General features: G+C 53.1%; 15 protein-coding genes and 2 pseudogenes. 4 read left to right on the forward strand and 13 right to left on the reverse strand.

Annotated features, from left to right (window positions below):
• Positions 1–8: 8 nt before the first annotated feature.
• From J4E05_RS23470 to J4E05_RS23515, 10 genes are all read right to left on the reverse strand, one after another.
• Positions 9–911, reverse strand: coding sequence for a D-2-hydroxyacid dehydrogenase (locus J4E05_RS23470; RefSeq protein ID WP_349600808.1), 903 nt, complete (start codon positions 909–911; stop codon positions 9–11).
• Between the two features lie 309 nt (positions 912–1,220).
• Positions 1,221–1,940 (reverse strand): GntR family transcriptional regulator, encoded by a 720-nt coding sequence (locus J4E05_RS23475; protein ID WP_022731343.1) that lies wholly within the window; start codon positions 1,938–1,940, stop codon positions 1,221–1,223.
• Between the two features lie 164 nt (positions 1,941–2,104).
• Positions 2,105–3,181: a DUF475 domain-containing protein gene (locus J4E05_RS23480; RefSeq protein ID WP_022731342.1), complete on the reverse strand. Its 1,077-nt coding sequence runs from the start codon at positions 3,179–3,181 to the stop codon at positions 2,105–2,107.
• Entirely contained in the window at positions 3,174–3,917 is a 744-nt protein-coding gene (locus tag J4E05_RS23485; protein ID WP_022731341.1) for a ribonuclease activity regulator RraA, read from the reverse strand. The genes J4E05_RS23480 and J4E05_RS23485 overlap by 8 nt, the downstream gene beginning before the upstream one ends.
• Before the next feature lie 30 nt (positions 3,918–3,947).
• A complete protein-coding gene (locus tag J4E05_RS23490; RefSeq protein WP_022731340.1) occupies positions 3,948–4,979 on the reverse strand; it encodes a lactonase family protein in 1,032 nt (343 codons plus the stop codon).
• A gap of 10 nt (positions 4,980–4,989) precedes the next feature.
• A complete protein-coding gene (locus tag J4E05_RS23495) occupies positions 4,990–6,198 on the reverse strand; it encodes a mandelate racemase/muconate lactonizing enzyme family protein (RefSeq protein ID WP_022731339.1) in 1,209 nt (402 codons plus the stop codon).
• Between the two features lie 9 nt (positions 6,199–6,207).
• The gene (locus J4E05_RS23500) at positions 6,208–7,965 is read right to left on the reverse strand and encodes a dipeptide ABC transporter ATP-binding protein (RefSeq protein ID WP_022731338.1); all 1,758 of its coding nucleotides are present in this window, start codon (positions 7,963–7,965) and stop codon (positions 6,208–6,210) included.
• Entirely contained in the window at positions 7,965–9,104 is a 1,140-nt protein-coding gene (locus tag J4E05_RS23505) for an ABC transporter permease (RefSeq protein ID WP_022731337.1), read from the reverse strand. Before J4E05_RS23505 ends, J4E05_RS23500 begins: the two co-directional genes overlap by 1 nt.
• Before the next feature lie 5 nt (positions 9,105–9,109).
• The gene (locus J4E05_RS23510) at positions 9,110–10,096 is read right to left on the reverse strand and encodes an ABC transporter permease (protein ID WP_022731336.1); all 987 of its coding nucleotides are present in this window, start codon (positions 10,094–10,096) and stop codon (positions 9,110–9,112) included.
• An 82-nt stretch (positions 10,097–10,178) separates the two neighbouring features.
• Positions 10,179–12,131 carry an ABC transporter substrate-binding protein gene (locus J4E05_RS23515; protein WP_081649477.1) on the reverse strand — a complete coding sequence of 651 codons (1,953 nt, stop codon included), beginning with the start codon at positions 12,129–12,131 and terminating at the stop codon, positions 10,179–10,181.
• A gap of 447 nt (positions 12,132–12,578) precedes the next feature.
• Here J4E05_RS23515 and J4E05_RS23520 point away from each other — a divergent pair, with 447 nt between their 5' ends.
• Both J4E05_RS23520 and J4E05_RS23525 read left to right on the forward strand, forming a co-directional pair.
• Entirely contained in the window at positions 12,579–13,460 is an 882-nt protein-coding gene (locus J4E05_RS23520; protein WP_349600817.1) for an NAD-dependent epimerase/dehydratase family protein, read from the forward strand.
• Entirely contained in the window at positions 13,457–14,386 is a 930-nt protein-coding gene (locus tag J4E05_RS23525; RefSeq protein WP_349600820.1) for an aldose epimerase family protein, read from the forward strand. The genes J4E05_RS23520 and J4E05_RS23525 overlap by 4 nt, the downstream gene beginning before the upstream one ends.
• A gap of 21 nt (positions 14,387–14,407) precedes the next feature.
• Here the strand turns inward: J4E05_RS23525 and J4E05_RS23530 are convergent, their stop codons facing one another.
• Entirely contained in the window at positions 14,408–15,199 is a 792-nt protein-coding gene (locus J4E05_RS23530) for a crotonase/enoyl-CoA hydratase family protein (protein ID WP_022731331.1), read from the reverse strand.
• A gap of 86 nt (positions 15,200–15,285) precedes the next feature.
• On the opposite strand from J4E05_RS23530, the pseudogene tnpC reads away from it, so the two are divergent.
• Both tnpC and J4E05_RS24165 read left to right on the forward strand, forming a co-directional pair.
• A pseudogene (tnpC, locus tag J4E05_RS23535) lies at positions 15,286–15,990 on the forward strand (IS66 family transposase); the annotation flags it as partial.
• A 62-nt stretch (positions 15,991–16,052) separates the two neighbouring features.
• A pseudogene (locus J4E05_RS24165) lies at positions 16,053–16,124 on the forward strand (hypothetical protein); the annotation flags it as partial.
• 146 nt (positions 16,125–16,270) lie between these two features.
• Here J4E05_RS24165 and J4E05_RS23540 read toward each other — a convergent pair.
• Both J4E05_RS23540 and J4E05_RS23545 read right to left on the reverse strand, forming a co-directional pair.
• Entirely contained in the window at positions 16,271–17,305 is a 1,035-nt protein-coding gene (locus tag J4E05_RS23540; protein WP_349600823.1) for a cupin domain-containing protein, read from the reverse strand.
• 27 nt (positions 17,306–17,332) lie between these two features.
• Complete coding sequence (locus J4E05_RS23545) at positions 17,333–18,322, reverse strand: PDR/VanB family oxidoreductase (protein WP_349600826.1); 990 nt, start codon at positions 18,320–18,322, stop codon at positions 17,333–17,335.
• Positions 18,323–18,339 lie beyond the last annotated feature (17 nt).

The following is an 18,339-nucleotide window of genomic DNA, read 5'->3' on the forward strand; positions in this document are numbered from 1 at the left end:
TCGTCGGTTCAGCTTTTCGACCACAGATCTTCCTGACTGATCTGATTAAGCATGCTCTCGCCGGCGCGGTAACGCTGCAGATTGTCGAGAATCATCTTCAATGAACGTTCCGAGCGATCTGGCAAAGAGGCTGTAAAATGCGGCGTGATAAGTACGTTCGGCATATCCCATAACTTATGCCCCTCTGGCAGCGGTTCCGGGGTCGTAACGTCGAGGCCTGCGCCTGCAATGCCGCCATTTTCAAGTGCGTCAATCAGTGCGGCCTGGTCGACAACCGGGCCGCGCGACAAATTGATCAACACGGCGGATTTTTTCATTTTTGCCAGTTGTTTGGCCCCGATCATGTGATGCGTGGCATCCGAAAGGTTAATCACAAGCGCAACGATATCGGCCTGCTCAAGTATTTCATCAATCCCTTCGCCACGATCACTGCAATACATGCGATCCACGCCTTCGGGGGCCTCCTCATCACGGCGTCGATAGCCCAGGACATTCATGTTAAATGCCTTCGCCCGCACGGCCAGCGCCTTGCCGGTATGGCCCATGCCAATGATGCCCATCGTGCGGCCACTCAGAGCGCGCAAGTTCGCCATCTCAGGAACCCGACGCCACTCATGGCGTTTCTGTGCCTCATAGAAATCCCGGTACCCGGAGCACAGTAAAAGCGCGAACATCATGGCATGTTCGGCCAGCGCTGGACCAGAACGACCGGCTGATCCGGTCACGGTCAAACCTTTTTCGAACACCTCGGGTGTGGCGGACTTGGTCAAACCGGCATGATCGCAATGTATCCATCTAAGATAGGGAGCAGACAGAAAGCGCGCGTCGAGGTCCCCTTTGAGAATGGCGACCTCGGCTTCGGCCAAAGCAACAGCAACAGCATCATTATCCGCCGTATCAACCTTGATCATTTTGCCCGGGGCAATCGCAGATTCCAGGCGCGCCCACTGACTTGGGTCAAACGGAAGATCGTGAGAAGCAAGGGTGACAAAAGACGACATGACGGGCGTTATCCTGTTTTGTTTCAACGTTTATTAAAGAAGCCGGAAAGAAGGCTCGTTGGTTGCAATTTGCACAAAATCGCAAAAATATCACACATTATAAAGTTAAAATAATGTACTATTTTTTCCAACAAAAAAACAAGCAGGGCATCGCAACTGTCGGTCAGAAAGTGGCGATCACGTAACTTTCAAGTTCATATTTTCGTTATTCTTTGACGCTTACGCGGGCTTATCGAGGCGCTTGCGGCGCAATCGATCCCGGAAGATCGTATGAGCATTGCGGGTATGCTCTTCGATCGCACGCACTGCTTCGTCTACTTCACCTTTTTCGACGGCCTCAACAATGCGCCAGTGTTCTGCAACAGATCTGCGCATTTGCGCGACATTCAAAGGTTCTGTTTTAGAAAGCGCCCTAAGCCAGCTGTCGTGTTTACGGATGATTGCAATGGCTTCACTATTGAAGTGATGATTGACGATCAGATCGTGAAATTTCAGGTTATATTCACGGTAGGATGAATAATCGCTATGTTGGGCCGCCTTCTCGCAGCCTTCCTGATAGCGTCTTAGCTCGGCGATATCTTCTGACCGTGCGAATTCGACAAATGACCTGACAATATAAGCCCACAGAATGGCCCGAAGCTCGAAAACATTGTGGAGCATATCTTCGCTAATTTCGCGAACACTGGCACCACGGTTTGGTTCGATGGTGACGAGCCCTTCACCTTCCAACACCTGAAGTGCCTCTCGTGCCGGGTTTGTACTTGTTCCATAGCGCTTTGCAATTTCGGATACTTTAAGGCGTGAACCTGCCGCAACTCTACCGTTGAAAATTTCTTCTCGAATCGATTGGACCAAACGGACGTATCCTGGTTCACGCACCTTTTTATTCTTGGTTCGAGAAGTAGTGCCGTCCTGTTTTGTTTTTGTTGCCTGCGTCATCTTATTCCTCTTACCGGCAGGACTCCTGCATCCCAGCATCGCAAAGCGTTTTATATGGCTTTTGATCACATCGCAGGCGTGGTGCCCGCTAGAACTGAACTGTCAGCATTTAACATAATACATGATTCCTGCAAATCATCACACGCGCCGTGTTCAAATCGATTTCAAAAATGAACAGCCCGATTTTGACGGACCGAGGACCACAGCGCCAATCCAATGATCGCGACACCGCCGATTCCGGTAACGACTTCTGGAACGTGCACGATGGATTGTACGAACATGATAATTGAAAGCGTGATGATCGCGTAGAACGCACCGTGCTCAAGATATCGATATTGCTTTAACGTACCGCGCTCGACGAGCATGATGGTCATAGAGCGCACATACATCGCGCCAATACCAAGACCGATCGCAATCACCAAAAGGTTCTGCGAAAGCGCAAATGCCCCAATCACGCCATCAAACGAAAACGATGCATCAAGCACTTCAAGATAAAGGAACGCCCCCAGTCCACCTTGGGCCGCACCTTTCATCGCCGTTTGCGATTGGTCAAGCAAAGCACCGATAACCTCGACAATCAGAAAGGTTACCAGCCCCCAGATCGCCGAGACAAAGAAGGCATATGAGTGATCTGCACTCGTCTGAAGCGATGCGAACCCAAGAACGATCAACAGGACGATCATGATCTCGAAGCCACGGATGCCAGCAGCGCTCACCATTTTGAGTTCCAGCCAATGCATCCAATGCTCGTCTTTTTCGTGGTCAAAGAAAAAACTAAGACCAACCATCATCAGAAATGTGCCGCCAAACGCCGCAATGGGCAGATGGGCATCCTGCATGATCCGAGCGTATTCATCAGGCTGCGTCAATGCCAGCAGCAATGCTTGCCACGGACCAACATGCGCCGCCAACACGACAATCAGCAGCGGGAAAAGGATACGCATGCCGAAAACAGCAATCAAAATGCCCCAAGTCAGAAACCGACGTTGCCAGACCTGCGACATTGTTTTTAACTTGTTGGCATTCACAATCGCATTATCAAACGACAAGCTGATCTCAAGCACGGCCAATACGGCGGTAATCATAAAGATCGTCGCAGTACCGCCCAATGTTCCCGTCGCCTGCCAGCCGACAACGCCGCCCAAACACAATCCGATCACTGTGACAAGAAAAGCCCACCGGAAATATCGGTAAACCGAACCTCCCTGAACAGGACTTTCTTGTCCGCCACCTTTAAGCATTCTGCTTGATCCGATGATAGAAATAGTCGGCCCCCTTGGTCGAGAGCCAAGCCTCATAGGACGAACGGTTTTCATCTTTGGTGCAGGGGTAAAGACCGATTATGGTTTCGCCTTCGGCCACCTGTTCGGCGACAAATTCTTCGTAGGCTGTCATCTCGATACATTCATCGGCGACATCGTCAGCAATCTCTGCAGGGATCACAATGACGCAATCCGCATCGCCAACAATAACATCACCGGGAAAAACCGGCGCATCACCACAGCCGATCGGTTCATTGATGGCAATAGCCTCATTATTGGTGAGATTAGTCGGGCTTGATGGGCGGGTATGATAGGCCGGGATATCAAGACCCGCAATCGTCGCAGCATCCCGAAAACCGCCATCTGTCACGACACCGGCACCGCCGCGCTTCATCAGACGGGTCAACAGAATATCACCAGCCGAGGCCGCGTTGGCCTGTTTGCGACTGTCCATAACCAGCACATGGCCCACAGGACAGGTTTCAATGGCAACACGTTGGGGATGCTCGGGATTGCGGAAGACATCAATTTGATTGCGATCTTCACGCGCGGGCATGTAGCGCAGGGTAAATGCCGGCCCGACCATGTTGCGCCCCTTGTTGCCAACAGGACCAACACCCTGGATTACCTGATTGCGCAGGCCCCGTTTGTAAAGTGCTGTTGCAATTGTCGCGACCGATATGTGCATAAATTTTTCGCGTGTGCTTTCTTTCATCGTCCGATCCTTAAATCCCTAGAAATACGATCACGGCACTGCCACAACCCAGCTTGGTGCAACGCCAACATTGACGCGGTTGACAAAATCTAGATCCCCGTTGGTTCCAATTTGATAAGTCCAGACTTCACCGCTTTTTTCCCCCAAGGCGACAAGCACCCGACCAGAAAGATCAACACAAAACGCACGCGGGCAATCCGGCGCCTTAACAGCACATACCCGCTCCATTTCCCGATTGGCTTTCAAACGGTAGCCAAAAATTTGCGAGCTGTTTCTTTCTGACGCATACAGAAAGTCCCGGTTTGGGGTCAGGCAAATCTCAGACGCCCACGCCTTTTCGCCTTTGGGCAAAAGCGCGACCGTTTGCCTGGGAATAAGCGCCCCCGTTTTCGCCCCGACGTCAAACAGCGTTAAGGTACCGACGAATTCAGACACCAGGTAGGCGACCGCTCCATCATCAGAGAACACAATATGACGCGGGCCGGAGCCGCTCGGAACTTCACGGCGGGCAACCGGTCGAAGTGAATTGCGCGTATCGTCGAACGCATAAGTCTGGATAAAATCTCCACGCAGACTGGTTGCATACACAAAACCATTGGGGTCCTCGATCAAGCAATGCGCGTGCTGCGCGTCCTTGATCATGACCGGCTCCCCGACCTTTCCTTTCGCATCAATCGGGCTGATGGCGATTTTGCTGCCTTTATAGGAACTACTCAGCAGGCGACTTTCACATGATGTCGGCACCGTATAGCAAACACCTTCTGGCAGATCAGCTTGGCCAAGGCAGGACAAGCTGCGCGCCTGACGGTCAAGTTCAAAACTGAAAACTCTTGGCTTCTCACCACGCCAGCCGGCATATACCCGACTGCCTGCACAGTTCACCGAAATCGGCATCCCCGCACAGCCGCCCTCAACATCGGGCAACCGCACTTTATCAAGCAGAGAAATATCGCCCGTTTGAGCATTTAACTCACAGAGCGCAAGCGCGCCTTCCCCGGCAAGGCCGATCACCAGAAGAGACGCACCTGCAACCTCAGGAGCGGTGCTGTTGGTCGGTTGCACAGTCTCGCTCCTAATTTTGGTCTGTCTGAGTCAGCCGCAGACGCGCACGACGACGAAGGCGAGTCTGGAAATAGACACACTCACCGACGGTTCCAGGTTCGTATGCGTTTTCGTTGGTTGGCATATCCGTCACGTTGCGGTCACTAGGGTACTTTTCGATCTCTTCTTCGACCAGTTCCACACCCAGGCCCGGCGCATCTGGAACTTTCAGTGCGCCGTTTTCTGACTTCAAAGCAGGCGAAACGACTTCGTAACGACCGGACCAATCAAATTCGATACGTTCAAGCATCAAGGCATTTGGAATCGTCGCCAATACGTGCAACGCCGCAAATTCGGCGACCGGCCCAAGCGATCCCGAATGTGGCGCCATGGTGATGTAATGAGACTCAGCCATTGCCGCCATTTTGCGCATCTGGGTAATGCCACCGGCACGGCCGGTATCGGGCTGAATGACATCAACAAGATCGCGTTCGATATAAGGACGAATACCCCAAATCGTGCTGACCCTCTCCCCCGCCGCCAGCGGGACATCCACAGCATCCCGCACCCGCTGCAAGGCGTCGAGATTCTCTGGCGCGACCGGATCCTCGTAGAACAGAAGATCCAGCTTCTCCAACTCACGCCCGACAAGGATCGCATCGGTCGCCGTCATCCATGACGGCCCATGTGCATCCACCATCAGATCGACATTTGGCCCAACAGTATCACGGATCGACGACACCAGATCGATGTCAACACCGCCGGTAAAGCCGACTTTGATCGCGCTATAGCCGCGATCCATCAATTCACGCGCGCGCTCCGGCGTTTTTGCGTGCCCATAAACAGGAACCGTGTCGCGGAACTTGCCACCCAGCAGATTCCACACAGGCTGGCCCAACACCTTGCCCTTGATGTCCCACAGAGCCATCTCTATCCCGGTCAAGGTACCGCCGCCGACCGTACCAGTCATGCCATGCCCCATCAACGCGGCATAAACACGATGCCACAAGCGATCAATGTTGCTCGGATCTTCACCAATCAGGATGCTGGTTACATCCTGAACGGCACGTTCAATAACACGCGGCCAACCGGAACATTCGCCGATCCCGTATACACCTTCATCGGTTTCGATTTTCACAAACAACCAGTTGCGCGAGCCACGAAAAGACCCTTCGCCAGCGGGCATGCCCGGACGTGGGCCCACCTGCATCAGATACGTTTTTATGTCTGTTATTTTCATTGGATATCCTCAGGTCGCTTCATGGTAACGAACACGTTGCTTTTGCCCACGTACGCGTGGGTCGGCAACTGGCACAGCCGAAAGCAGCGACTGCGTATATTCATGTTTTGGTGTCGTGCAGACTTCTTCGGTATCGCCGGTTTCAACGATGCGTCCTCGGTACATCACCGCAATACGATCACAGAAATAACGGATGACCGCGATATCATGACTGATCAGGATAAAACTCAGATCAAGGCGTTCCTGAAGATCAAGAAGCAGGTCAAGAATTTGGGTTCGCAGGCTTACATCCAGCGCAGATGTTGCTTCGTCTGCGATGATGATCCGCGGATTAGGGGCGATCGCACGCGCAATCGAAACACGCTGGCGCTGCCCACCGGAAAAGGCGTGCGGGTAACGCATGAAAGCCGATGCGGGCAACCCGACAAGCTCAAGCAGTTCGTAAACACGTTCGCGAATCTGACTCCCTGATAGCTTGCCTTCGACAATCAGTGGTTCGGAAATAATCTGACCGATTGTCATACGCGGGTTCAGGGACGAAAAAGGATCCTGAAAAACGGTTCGAATATCCCGCCATGGCTGGGCCAGTTCGCCTTCGCTCATCGGGGCAAGATCAAGTTCTTGTCCCGATGCATTGGTATAAAGAATGTGACCAGACGTTACATCATGCACACGCTGCAAGCAGCGACCCAGCGTTGTTTTTCCCGAACCGCTTTCGCCGACAATACCAAGGTTCTCGCCGGTTCGCAGTTCAAGATACGCATCGTTCACCGCAACAAGACCACCACTGACTTCTTTTTTAAACCAGCTTTTGCTTGCACCAAAAACCTTGCGAACCCCATCAGAAACCAGGCAAGGCTCCCCGACGGGTCGTTTTTCACGCATCGCCAACCGACGTTCAGACGGGCGATCAAGTTCCCGCACAGAATTGAGCAGACGTTGGGTGTAGGGATGTTTGGGATTTTCGAATATCTCGTAAACGTCCCCGGTCTCAACCACTTTGCCGAACCGCATCACTGCAATCTCATCGGCAATCTCTGCCACAACCCCCATATCGTGGGTAATGAACAGAACGGCCATGTCGCTCTCTTTCTGAATCGATCGAATCAAATCCAGAATTTCCGCCTGGATGGTCACATCCAGAGCCGTTGTCGGTTCATCCGCAATCAAAACGGTGGGATTGCAGGCGAGTGCCATAGCAATCATTGCGCGCTGACGCATTCCGCCGGAAAACTCAAACGGGAATTGGTCAATCGCCTTTTCCGGCCTCGGAATTTCGACCTTGCGCAGCAATTCAAGCGTCCGCTCACGTGCTTCTTTCTTTGAAACACGCTCATGTAGCCGGATGGCCTCGCCAACCTGATCGCCGATCCTGTGCACGGGCGAAAGCGAACTCATTGGTTCTTGGAAAATCATTGCAATGTCCCGGCCACGAAGGTTCCGGATTGCAGATGATTTGGGATTGAGCTTCAAAAGATCGATCGTCTCTTCCTCACCCATACCGCGTGCGGTGCGATGACGGTGCAGCAAGACTTCGCCACCACAAACACGCCCGGGCGGATCTACGATCTGCAGGATAGACCGCGACATAACGCTTTTGCCCGATCCACTTTCGCCAACAACGCAAAGCGTCTTGCCGGCATGCAGTTCAAGCGAAACGTCATCCACTGCGCGAAACGGACCACGTTTGCTGACAAATTCGGTGCTTAGGTTCTTGATCTCAAGAACCGTTGTATTGGCTTTTGTATTCATGTCGGTCGTGCTCATTAATTATTGTCCTGCGCATAGGGGTCAGCTGCGTCACGCAGACCATCTCCCAAGAAATTCAGAGCAAGGACGGCAATACACACAGCGGCCCCCGGCGCAAACAACCAAGGCGCCTGTGACATGGTTCGCACGTTCTGAGCTTCTTTCAACAATACGCCCCACGAAATTGTTGGCGGTGTAAGACCCAGCCCAAGGAAAGAAAGTGAAGTCTCCGCAATAATCATCACTGGAACCGCGAGGGAGACAGAAGCAATGATGTGGCTAACCAGCGAGGGCATAATGTGTCGGAAGATCACCCTACGGGGACGGCAGCCATCCAATCGCGCGGCCGTAACGAAATCTTCTGTGCGCAGCGCCAAGAACCGCCCACGCACTACACGCGCAAGCTCGGTCCAGGCAACCAGTGACAGGATAATTGTAATCGCAAAATAGCGAGTTATGGGTGACCAATCCTGCGGCAGGGCAGCACTTAACCCCAGCCAGATCGGGATCGTTGGCAATGAAATCACCAACTCCACAACACGCTGGATCAACATGTCAACCCGACCACCCCAGTAGCCCGATATCCCACCAAGAATCAGGCCAAGCAACAGACTCATGCTTACACCGATCAGGCCGATGGACATGGAGATGCGCGTACCGTAAATCGTACGGCTCAGCATATCTCTTCCCAGGCGGTCAGCACCAATCAGAAAGAAACGTTGATTGGGGTCTTCGGTTGTCAGGAAATGACGTTCCATGGGAATAATCCCCCATAGTTCGTAGGGCTGCCCCTTGGCAAAGAAATCCAGATAGATTTTCTCGTCCGGACTTTCTGTGTAGGTCGTTTGAAGCGTGAAAGGGTCACGCTCGGCGTTCATTGCTACGACGTAAGGACCAAAAGACCAGCCATTATCGTCGTCGTAATCGATAAAATGCACCATCTGCGGCGGATGATATATGTCTTTCGATGATGCAGAGTTGGGGTCATACGGCGCAAGAATTTCCGCAAAGGCACCTACAAAATAGAACAGCAGGACAATAACCACACCGGTCATGGCCAGACGATGCCGGCGGAACGCAAACCAGATCAGACGCCACTGTGAAGCAAAGTCTTCAGGTGATTGCGAAGAGGCACGAGGGTCGATTTCAGCAGTCATTTGGCTCACCGGAAACGAATTCGAGGGTCAATCACCGCAAGCAGGATGTCAGATACGAGCATCCCCACGACGGAAAGACAGCAAAGAAGAAGAATGAAAGCACCTGCCAGATACATGTCCTGTGCCAGCAAAGCCTGAAGCATCAAGGGTCCAGCTGTTGGCAGGGAGAGGACAAAGGCCGTAATAACAGCCCCCGATATCAGCTGCGGAAAAGCCCATCCAATCGTTGAAACGAAGGGATTGATCGCAATCCGCACGGGATACTTCAAAATGAGGCGCCACTCAGACAAGCCTTTTGCGCGGGCGGTCGTGACATAAGGGCGATGAAGCTCATCAAGCAGGTTCGCCCGCATCACGCGTACAAGACTTGCCGTAGCACTCGTCCCCAGGATGACGACTGGAATCCAGATATGCTTGGCCAGATCAACAAGCTTGGCAAAGGACCACGGCGCATCTTGATATTGCTGGGAAAACAGGCCCGATACATCGGCACCGAAATAGGCCACCGCCACATACATCAAAACCAGCGCGAACAGGAAATTTGGCGTTGCAAGACCGATGAACCCAATGGTGGTAAAGATATAGTCACCGATGGAATACTTGCGGACGGCAGAATAAATACCGATCGGCAGAGCGACGGCCCAAGTAAACACAAGTGTTGAAAGTGCGAGCGTAACCGACAGGGCCATACGTTCCCAAATCAGTTGCCCGACCGGTTGCTGCCATTCAAATGAAATCCCGAAATCGCCCTGGACAACTCCCGTAATCCACTGGAAATACTGGACAATGAATGGTTGATCCAAGCCGTACCGCTCGCGCAGGGCATCAAGACGAGCCTGATCAACAATATCGCCGGACTGCGACAGGGTCGCTGCAAAACTGGTGATATAGTCGCCAGGAGGCGCTGAAATCAGCGCAAAAGCAATGAGCGACACAGCGAACAGTAAAGGAACCGCCCATACCATGCGACGCAAAATATAAGCAAAAAGCATTGGTTATGTATCCTAGGTGACGCATTTGGAAGGACGGTGCCGCAAAACATGCGGCACCGCAAAATGCTCTCTGGACGTTAACTTATTTGTCCCAGTACCAAGTCTGGAGCAAAGTCATTGAAGGCGTCCCGGCAGACCAAAAATTCGGCATTGCTTCAGGCACATTTTTCAAGCCGTTTTTGACGATCCCGTAGGTCGGCAAGGCCTTGGAAATCCCAATCACTTCGAATTCGTCGGCTGCGATAGCTGCGATTTCCAACATCAGTTCACGGTGCTTGTCCGCATCTGCTGTCGCACGCGACTTATCATAGATCCTCAGACGCTCTTTGATCGACTCAGGCGGTTCTGAACCCTTTTGGCCTTGGCTCTCATACCATTCTACCCAAGGAATGCCGTACCGGCTGTCATGACTGACTGGCAACAGCTGATGAGGCAACTGTCCTGGCACCCAGCTTGCTTTGGCATTCCAGATCGCCACGTCGTGTTCATTACTTTCGGACGTGCGCTGATAGAAGAAGGTCCGTTCGAGGGTATTGATCTCTGCATCGACGCCGATCTTCGCCCACTGCTGCTGAACCAACTGCAGTGTGTCGACCCACGTCGGATCAAAAGTAGGAATAACGTCGACCTTAAAGCGAAGCGGATCCCCGTTCGGGAGGAGGCGAATGCCATCTCCGTTGCGTTTATCGAGCCCTAAGCCATCCAGTAGTTCATTTGCTTTCTCTGGATCGTAGTCGAGATACTGCTTGGATATCTTCTCGTAGTAATAAGGATGGTCCTCGAACGGTCCTTGTTGCCAAGGTTCACCTTCGCCCAACAAAACCGTGTCGATGATTTCCTGACGATTAATCCCAACTGAAAGCGCGATACGAAAATCTTTTTGGTTAAAGACCTTCCTTAGCTCAGGGTCTTTGGCAGTCAGATTGAGGTCGATAGCCATAATTGATCCGCCAGGAGGCGAAGCCTTGAAGAAGTGGTAGTCGCCTTTTTCTCGGTTTTCCGCGAGCAAAGGACGGTTATCGGGGGTATCGATGTGACGTAAACCAAAATCAATTCGACCGCCAATGATTGCCAAAAGCAGGCTTTCAGTGTCAGCACCAATCGGCATGACAAGCTGGTCAATATAGGGCAGCTGATTGCCCTCTGTGTCGATTTGCCAAAAATACGGATTACGTTCCATCACAACCCGGGTTGCACCACCAACATACGGCTCTTTGACAACCCAAGGATCTAAGGTCGGCCGATCTGGATTACCCCAACGGGTTGCAACTTCAAGGTCGCCACATTTTTGCAAGAACAAGTTACGCCAGTCAGAGGCGTTATTTTCCGCGATCAATGCCTCGACATTGTCATTGTACTTCGGCAAGAACTGTTTGCAGTAATGCTTGGCATAAAGCACAGGGTTCTGCCCAAGGGGCGCAGCCAGCTCGGCAAGAAACCCCCCGTAAGGCGCCGAGAACGTAAACTTCACCGTGTAATCGTCTATTTTTTCGATCTTCAGCGGCTCACCACCGGCAGTAAAGCGCGCAGGTGTAGGCGCAAAGTCTGCGTTAAGGAGCAGATCATTGACGTTAAACATTACGTCATCGGCGGTAAACGGCTTCCCATCTGACCACTTCATTCCTTTACGAAGATGGAAAATGAAGACCTTACCTTCATCATCGACTTCATAGCTCTTGGCTACGTTTGGAATAACTTTTGAGTATTGAGGGTCCCAACGAACAAGCCCCTGGGGGCCTACAATACGCAAAATGCCGTTATGGTCAGAACTGCCGCGCAGGCCGGTTCTGATTTCGCCACCATAGGTGCCAATCGCATTCAGCGGCTCGACAATTTCAGGCTCCTCACCAACACGCTCGCTTACTGGTGGCAGGTTTCCCGCTTCGACCATCTCCATAAGCGCGGGTGCCTGCGCTGTTGCCTCTTGTGCCATCGCTGACACCGTAAGAAAGGGCAAAACAGCAGCCCCGAACATAAACCGGGCAATAACAGGCCTGGCCCGCGTCGACACCAGCGACTTAAAATCTTGGATCATTTTCATCCTCCCTAATTTCCGTGCGCCCGAGTTCTTTGCATCACTTTTTCGGATTTCTTCAGCGCACCTTCAAAAAGCCTATTACAGGAATTTACACTTATCAACAAAAATAGTACATTATTTTAATGACATCATGTAAAACTCAATGTACCTATAAATCATCAGACAAAAAGGAAACCCTATAAATATCTGATAAATTTAGTATAAATAGATGATTCTTGAATCTGGAAGGAAAATAGGCCTTATAATTTTCGCACATTATTGATGGCTTTGCGCATTCCAAATGCGATGAAAACACGCGAATACTGAACAAGGAAATGATGCCGTTTTCCATACGAAATCAACGCTATAAACAGAACAACGCCATAAAACATCGGAATATCAGGACCTGAAATGCTTTCCCCAATTCACGACCCGCAACAACGCATGCCCGGAGGCGGATGACGGATGAAAAATCCCAGAAAACGCAACGAAAACGCCACTTCGGACATGACTCGCCCTCCGATTGCTCAAAGCACTAAGTCCATCGCAATGACAGGGGGCGCTGGCAGAGTTGGAAAAGCACTGCGCAAAGCGCTTAGCGGAAAAGTGGGCCCGATAAAAATCCTCGACATTGCCGACCCCAGCCCGCTGGCGGAAGATGAAACCTGGGCACAGGTCGATATTTCCAATCACACCGAGCTCAGCCAAAACCTGACCGATGTCGACGCCATCATTCATCTTGCAGGCCACCCCAATGAACGCGGGATCGACGACATTCTGCGCGTTAACGTGCTGGGCACCCATAATGTGCTTGAGACTGCACGCCAAAACGGCATTGATCGCGTTGTTTTTGGCTCATCAAACCATGCCATCGGCTTTTACCCGCGCGAAACCAAGATCAGCGAAACCGATCCGATGCGCCCCGATAGCCTGTATGGATTGAGCAAATGCTGGGGCGAACTCGAAGCAGGGCTTTATTTCGACAAGTTTGGCATTCGCTCATTGAACATTCGTATCGGCAACGCCGGAGAACGCCCGACCGACGCCCGTTCTGCGAAAATCTGGGTCAGCGCCAGAGACCTGGCACAGCTTGTTTTGATTGGCCTGGAACATCCCGACATCACTTGCACGACGGTTTTCGGTGTTTCGGAGGTTGCCGGAAGCTGGTGGGACAACAGCACAGCATCCAAGCTTGGCTACACCCCGATCGACAGTGCACATGCCGTCGCAGGTCCTGAAACCGAAAACGAACTCCCATCGCCGCTGCCAACCATTTCCGAGCATTTTCAAGGCGGACGGTTTTGCGTCATTGATCATGACGGGACATTAAGGTGGCGTCCCTCATGACGCCGCGCAAAGGTGCGTCAAATTGCCGCTTCTCAGACCCGGTATCTGCGCGCCACACCCTCCGCAACCAAACCTTCGAGGCAGTGTTTCAGCCCTTGGCAGGCGGGCGCATGCTTTCTTTGCGCCATGCCGATCACGGCGATCTGATTGTCTCGCTGCGCGACGCATCCTTTCCACCCGCCCAATGGCCAAAAGCCGGTGCTTTCCCGCTTTTTCCATTTCACAATCGTGTGCGCAACGCAGCATTCCGGCTTGATGAACGAAAAATCCAGCTCAGCGCCAATGCGGCGAATGGCCTCGATACAATGCATGGTCCGGCGCATCAGCGCCCATGGCACGTCACCGACAAGGGGACAAGCTTCATTGCAATGGAGCTTGTCTTTGCGCCCGACCATGACTGGCCATATCATTTTACAGCCAGACAGCGCTTCGAACTTTATGAAGACCAGTTGATCGTCGCCTTGGAACTTACCAATTCTGGCAGCATGAATATGCCCGGCGGCCTTGGCTGGCATCCATATTTTCAACCCACATATGACGGCCAAGTCTTCACCGATGCCAAAACTCAATGGCAGGAAAACCAAGAGACCAACCGGCCCGAAGCGTTTGAGCCGCCACACAGCATCGAAAGCTGCGCACTACAGTTCGGCATAACCGAACATTTCGCCAACTGGTCCAATGCAACGGCACGGATTGGTATCGGAACCACGATCGCGTTATCTGCAACTATCGGCTTGTCACATTTAACTTTGCTGCGCCAAAAAGACTACCTGTGCATCGAACCCACGTCCCACGTTGCTGGCGCATTTGCGACCCTGCCCGAACCACCGGCTGAAACCGGGCTTTGCATTCTGAGCCCCGGACAGACGATCACGGGTACCGTCACATTGCAAGTCAACCGGCAAGACACCTCAAACAAACCATAGATCGTCCATGAGATAGAGCTCCTATGAGGCCTTTCGCCACGGCGGGTCTTTGCGGTCAAAGAATGCGGCAATACCATCACGGGTTTCGTCGGTTTCCCATCGATCAGCCAACGCCCCCGCAGTTAATTCAACGGTTTCACTTAGCGGCGTCTCGCTTAACTGCCGGCAAATTTGCTTTGCAGCAGCAACCGCCCCCGGTGCGCAGCCAAGCAGGGATGATATTTCCTGTTCGACTTTCTCGTCGAGATCTTGATCCCTACACACGACCGCCGCCAAGCCTGATCGCAATGCGAATTCGGCGCCAAACAGCTTGGCATTGAAGAACACCTGTCGTGCGAAGGCTTCTCCCAGACGCCGGACAACAAACGGGCCAATGGTTGCGGGTATCAGGCCCAAGCGCGTTTCAGTCAGCGCAAGTTTGATGTTTTCCGCCATGACCACGATGTCACAAACCGATATCAAGCCAAGGCCACCACCATATGCGGCACCCTGAACCCGCCCGATTACCGGTTTTGGCAAGCTGTTCCACGCGTGCAGCATTTCAGACAATGCCTTCGCGCCTGTCATTTTGCCATCGCGGTCGAGTTCGGCTTGATCGCGCATCCAGCCAAGATCACCACCAGCGCAGAATGTTTTGCCATTAGCAACCAGTACCACGACACGAACATCTCCGTTCGCGGCAAGAGATTTTGCCACATCGTTCAATTCATCAATCATACGCGCATTCATCGCGTTGTGTTTTTCCGCGCGCGCCAGCGAAACGGTTGCCACACCGCGCAGATCAATATCGAGCCGGATCATTTCGTAATTCATTGGACAGCCTCCTGATCGTTTGTGTGCCCTGTGACAAGCGCTCGGATCTGCTGTTCCGCTACGCTTAGCTGGCGCAAATCAATCCCGGTCTGCCAGCCGCTCTTTATCGCTATAGCCCGGATCGCAAGGGCCTGCATCCGCAAACCGTTCTGAAAGACTTTGCCGGTCATTTGCATGCTGACGGATATGCCGGGTTCAACAAATTGTACGGCCCCGGCAATCAGCCTGTCCGGGAGGTAGCCTGCTGGGCGCATGTCCGGCGCAAGATCCATGATGTGTATGAGAAAACCGGATCAAAGCTGGCGAGGGAGGCCCTTGATAATATCGGGCATCTGTTCGACATCGAACAGAAAATTATCAACAAGCCGCCCGATGACCGTTTGGCGGTGCGTCAGGCCCACAGCCTGAGGCAACTTGACGAAACAAAAACCTGCTTCGAGCATTCCTTGCGCAGAATACCAGGCAAAAGCGATCTGGCCGGAGCATTCCGTTATGCCCTGACCCGGTGGGACGCATTGACTTGCTATGCCTATGACGGCAGATGCGAGATCAGTAACAATGCCGCTGAACGGGCGATACGACCGTTGGCTGTCGGAAGGCGCAACTGGCTGTTTGCCGGTTCAGATGCAGGCGGAGATCGGGCGGCTGCCATTTACAGCCTGATTGAGTCGGCAAAGATGCAGGAGCTTGATCCACGTAAATACCTCAGCACCGTCCTTCAGCGCATTGCCGATCATCCAGTCAATCGGATTGACGACCTGCTTCCATGGAATATAGACATCCAGGACTGATCCACTCTCCGAAAGGAATTGCTGGCCCTGTCAAGGTGGCCGTGGCTGGACGCTTACCAAAGATGCGAGGCCTTGATCCGCACAAATACCTCCGCACCGTCCTCAACCGCATTGCCGATCATTCGATCAATCGGATCGACAATCTGCAATACGATCAAGGACCACAGCAAGATAGCTTAGCAAGATCAAAAAATTGTCTAAAAACATGGATCCCTTCACTTGCCGTTACCGCGGGGTGTCGTGCCGGTTCCCGATGCACGCTTTCCGACGTCAATCCTGTTCAGATGTTGCCGCGCTCTTCTTTCCATAGGCCAAGCTTTTCCTGCGCGCTGCGATCCGAGAAGAAAAAGATCACCGCATCTTCGCTCGCGCGCATCGTGCGCCATGTCCAGCCAGGTAACGCCATCACATCGTTAGAACCCAGATCAAAGGCTTCACCATTCATCTCAACGCTGACCCGTCCTTCGGAGATCACTATCGCCTGATTGTCGGTGGCACGATAGGGGGCGGTAGAGAACCCGCGCGGCAGATGCACGAGCCACGCGGCAATCATCGGCATCACCCAACCACCGTCGAGCGGGTTCGCATAACGTAGTGAATATCCGATATAGGGGTCCGGCGCCGCCGATGCCTTCAACGACAGTAGTGCGTTGCGCGCACGATCGTACGGGTAGGAAAAAACAGGAGAGTTCAGGCCGAACGGCGCAGACGAAACCAGCGGGAGCATGCCTGAACCGAATTCGGCAGTGGAATGGCCGGACTGCTTGGTGACCTTCTGCTTGGAATCCTGCAATTCCTCCGAGAAGCCGCATTCGAAGAAATTCACCATCGGTACATCCAGCGCGTCGATCCAGATAACCGGGCCGGTCCCGTCATGCCCGTGATCGTGGAATGTACCACCGGGCGTGATGACCACATCACCACGCTTCATTTCACTGCGCTCACCATCGACGGTGGTATAGCCACCCTCGCTTTCGAGAATGAAGCGCAGGGCACCAGCAGCGTGCTTGTGGGCCGGAGCAGTCTCACCCGGCAGGATCAACTGCACCCCGGCGTAGAGGGTCGAGTTGATGCGCGACGTGCCCGCGAATTCCGGATTGTCGAACACCAGCACACGGCGCTCGGCCTCTTCTGCTGTCAGCAGATCGCCAGATTCCATCAGCAGCGGACGGACGGTGTCGTAATACCAGACAAAGGGCTTGGCCTTATTACGCGGCTCAGGTGAAACAAGACCCTTCATGCGCTCCCAAAGCGGTCCAAGAGAATTGGGGGTCAGTTTTTCGTAGAACGCTTCTTTTTCCTTTACATCAGCCATCTGATGGCTCCTTTTTTGATTAATGTTTCAGCTGGCGCGACCGTGTTGAATCCCGTCAATTCTGATTCTGACGCCATCCCCGCTCAGCCGCGAAACACAGGCGCACATGCAATCCCTCGCTTCACGCTCACGCGGGCTTAGAAATACATCGCGGTGATCAATTTCACCGTCAGATTGCAGCACACCGACCTTGCATAGGCCACATTCGCCCTTGCGGCAGTCGCTGAGCATGTCGTGACCGCTGGCCAGCAAGGCGTCCAGCAGGCTGCTATCCTCAGGCACTTCGACGGTGCGCCCCGTTTCCTCGACCAAAACGCTGAACTTGCGCGTCGCACGGGTGCCGGAGTTGCCAAAAGTTTCATAGCGAAGATTCTGCGGCGGCAGCGCATGGGCTGACCAAGCAGATTTCACCGCATCCATCAGCCCGGCAGGACCACACATGTAGAGAAGTGTGGATCGAGACAGCCCTGCCACCAATGTATCGATATCTAAACGGTCGCCGGCCATGTCGTAGATCATCGTCAAGCGCGCGCCCAACAGGTCGGACAATATATCGGCATATGCCGCCTCCTCCGGCGATCTGGCGCAATAGATCATCCTTAGGGACTTGCCTGTCTTGCAAAGAGCACGGGCTATGCCGGTCATCGGCGTGACGCCGATACCTCCTGCAAGCAGGACATAGTCGCTGCCGCCGTACGATACTGGCATCGAATTGTCATTACCGATGATCCTGACCGTATCCCCGACTTGCAGGGACCACATATGGCGCGACCCGCCCCTGCTGGCCCGTTCAAGTTTGACCGAGATCGTCAGATGATCCGGCACGTATCCGTCATCGACCACGGAATAGGATCGCTCAATCGCACCGTTGGGTGTCTCGAGCGCGAATGTCACATGGGCACCAGCGGCCAGCGACACCGTATCGCCCTCCAACTTGAAACGAAACCGACGGATACCCTTAGCGATGTCGCTGGCCTCGGTAACAGTGGCCAATGTATTTAGATGAGCATTTTGCATGACACGCTCCTTTGCCC

Source organism: Thalassospira sp. NFXS8, from assembly GCF_040148805.1.
Classification (GTDB): Bacteria; Pseudomonadota; Alphaproteobacteria; order Rhodospirillales; family Thalassospiraceae; genus Thalassospira.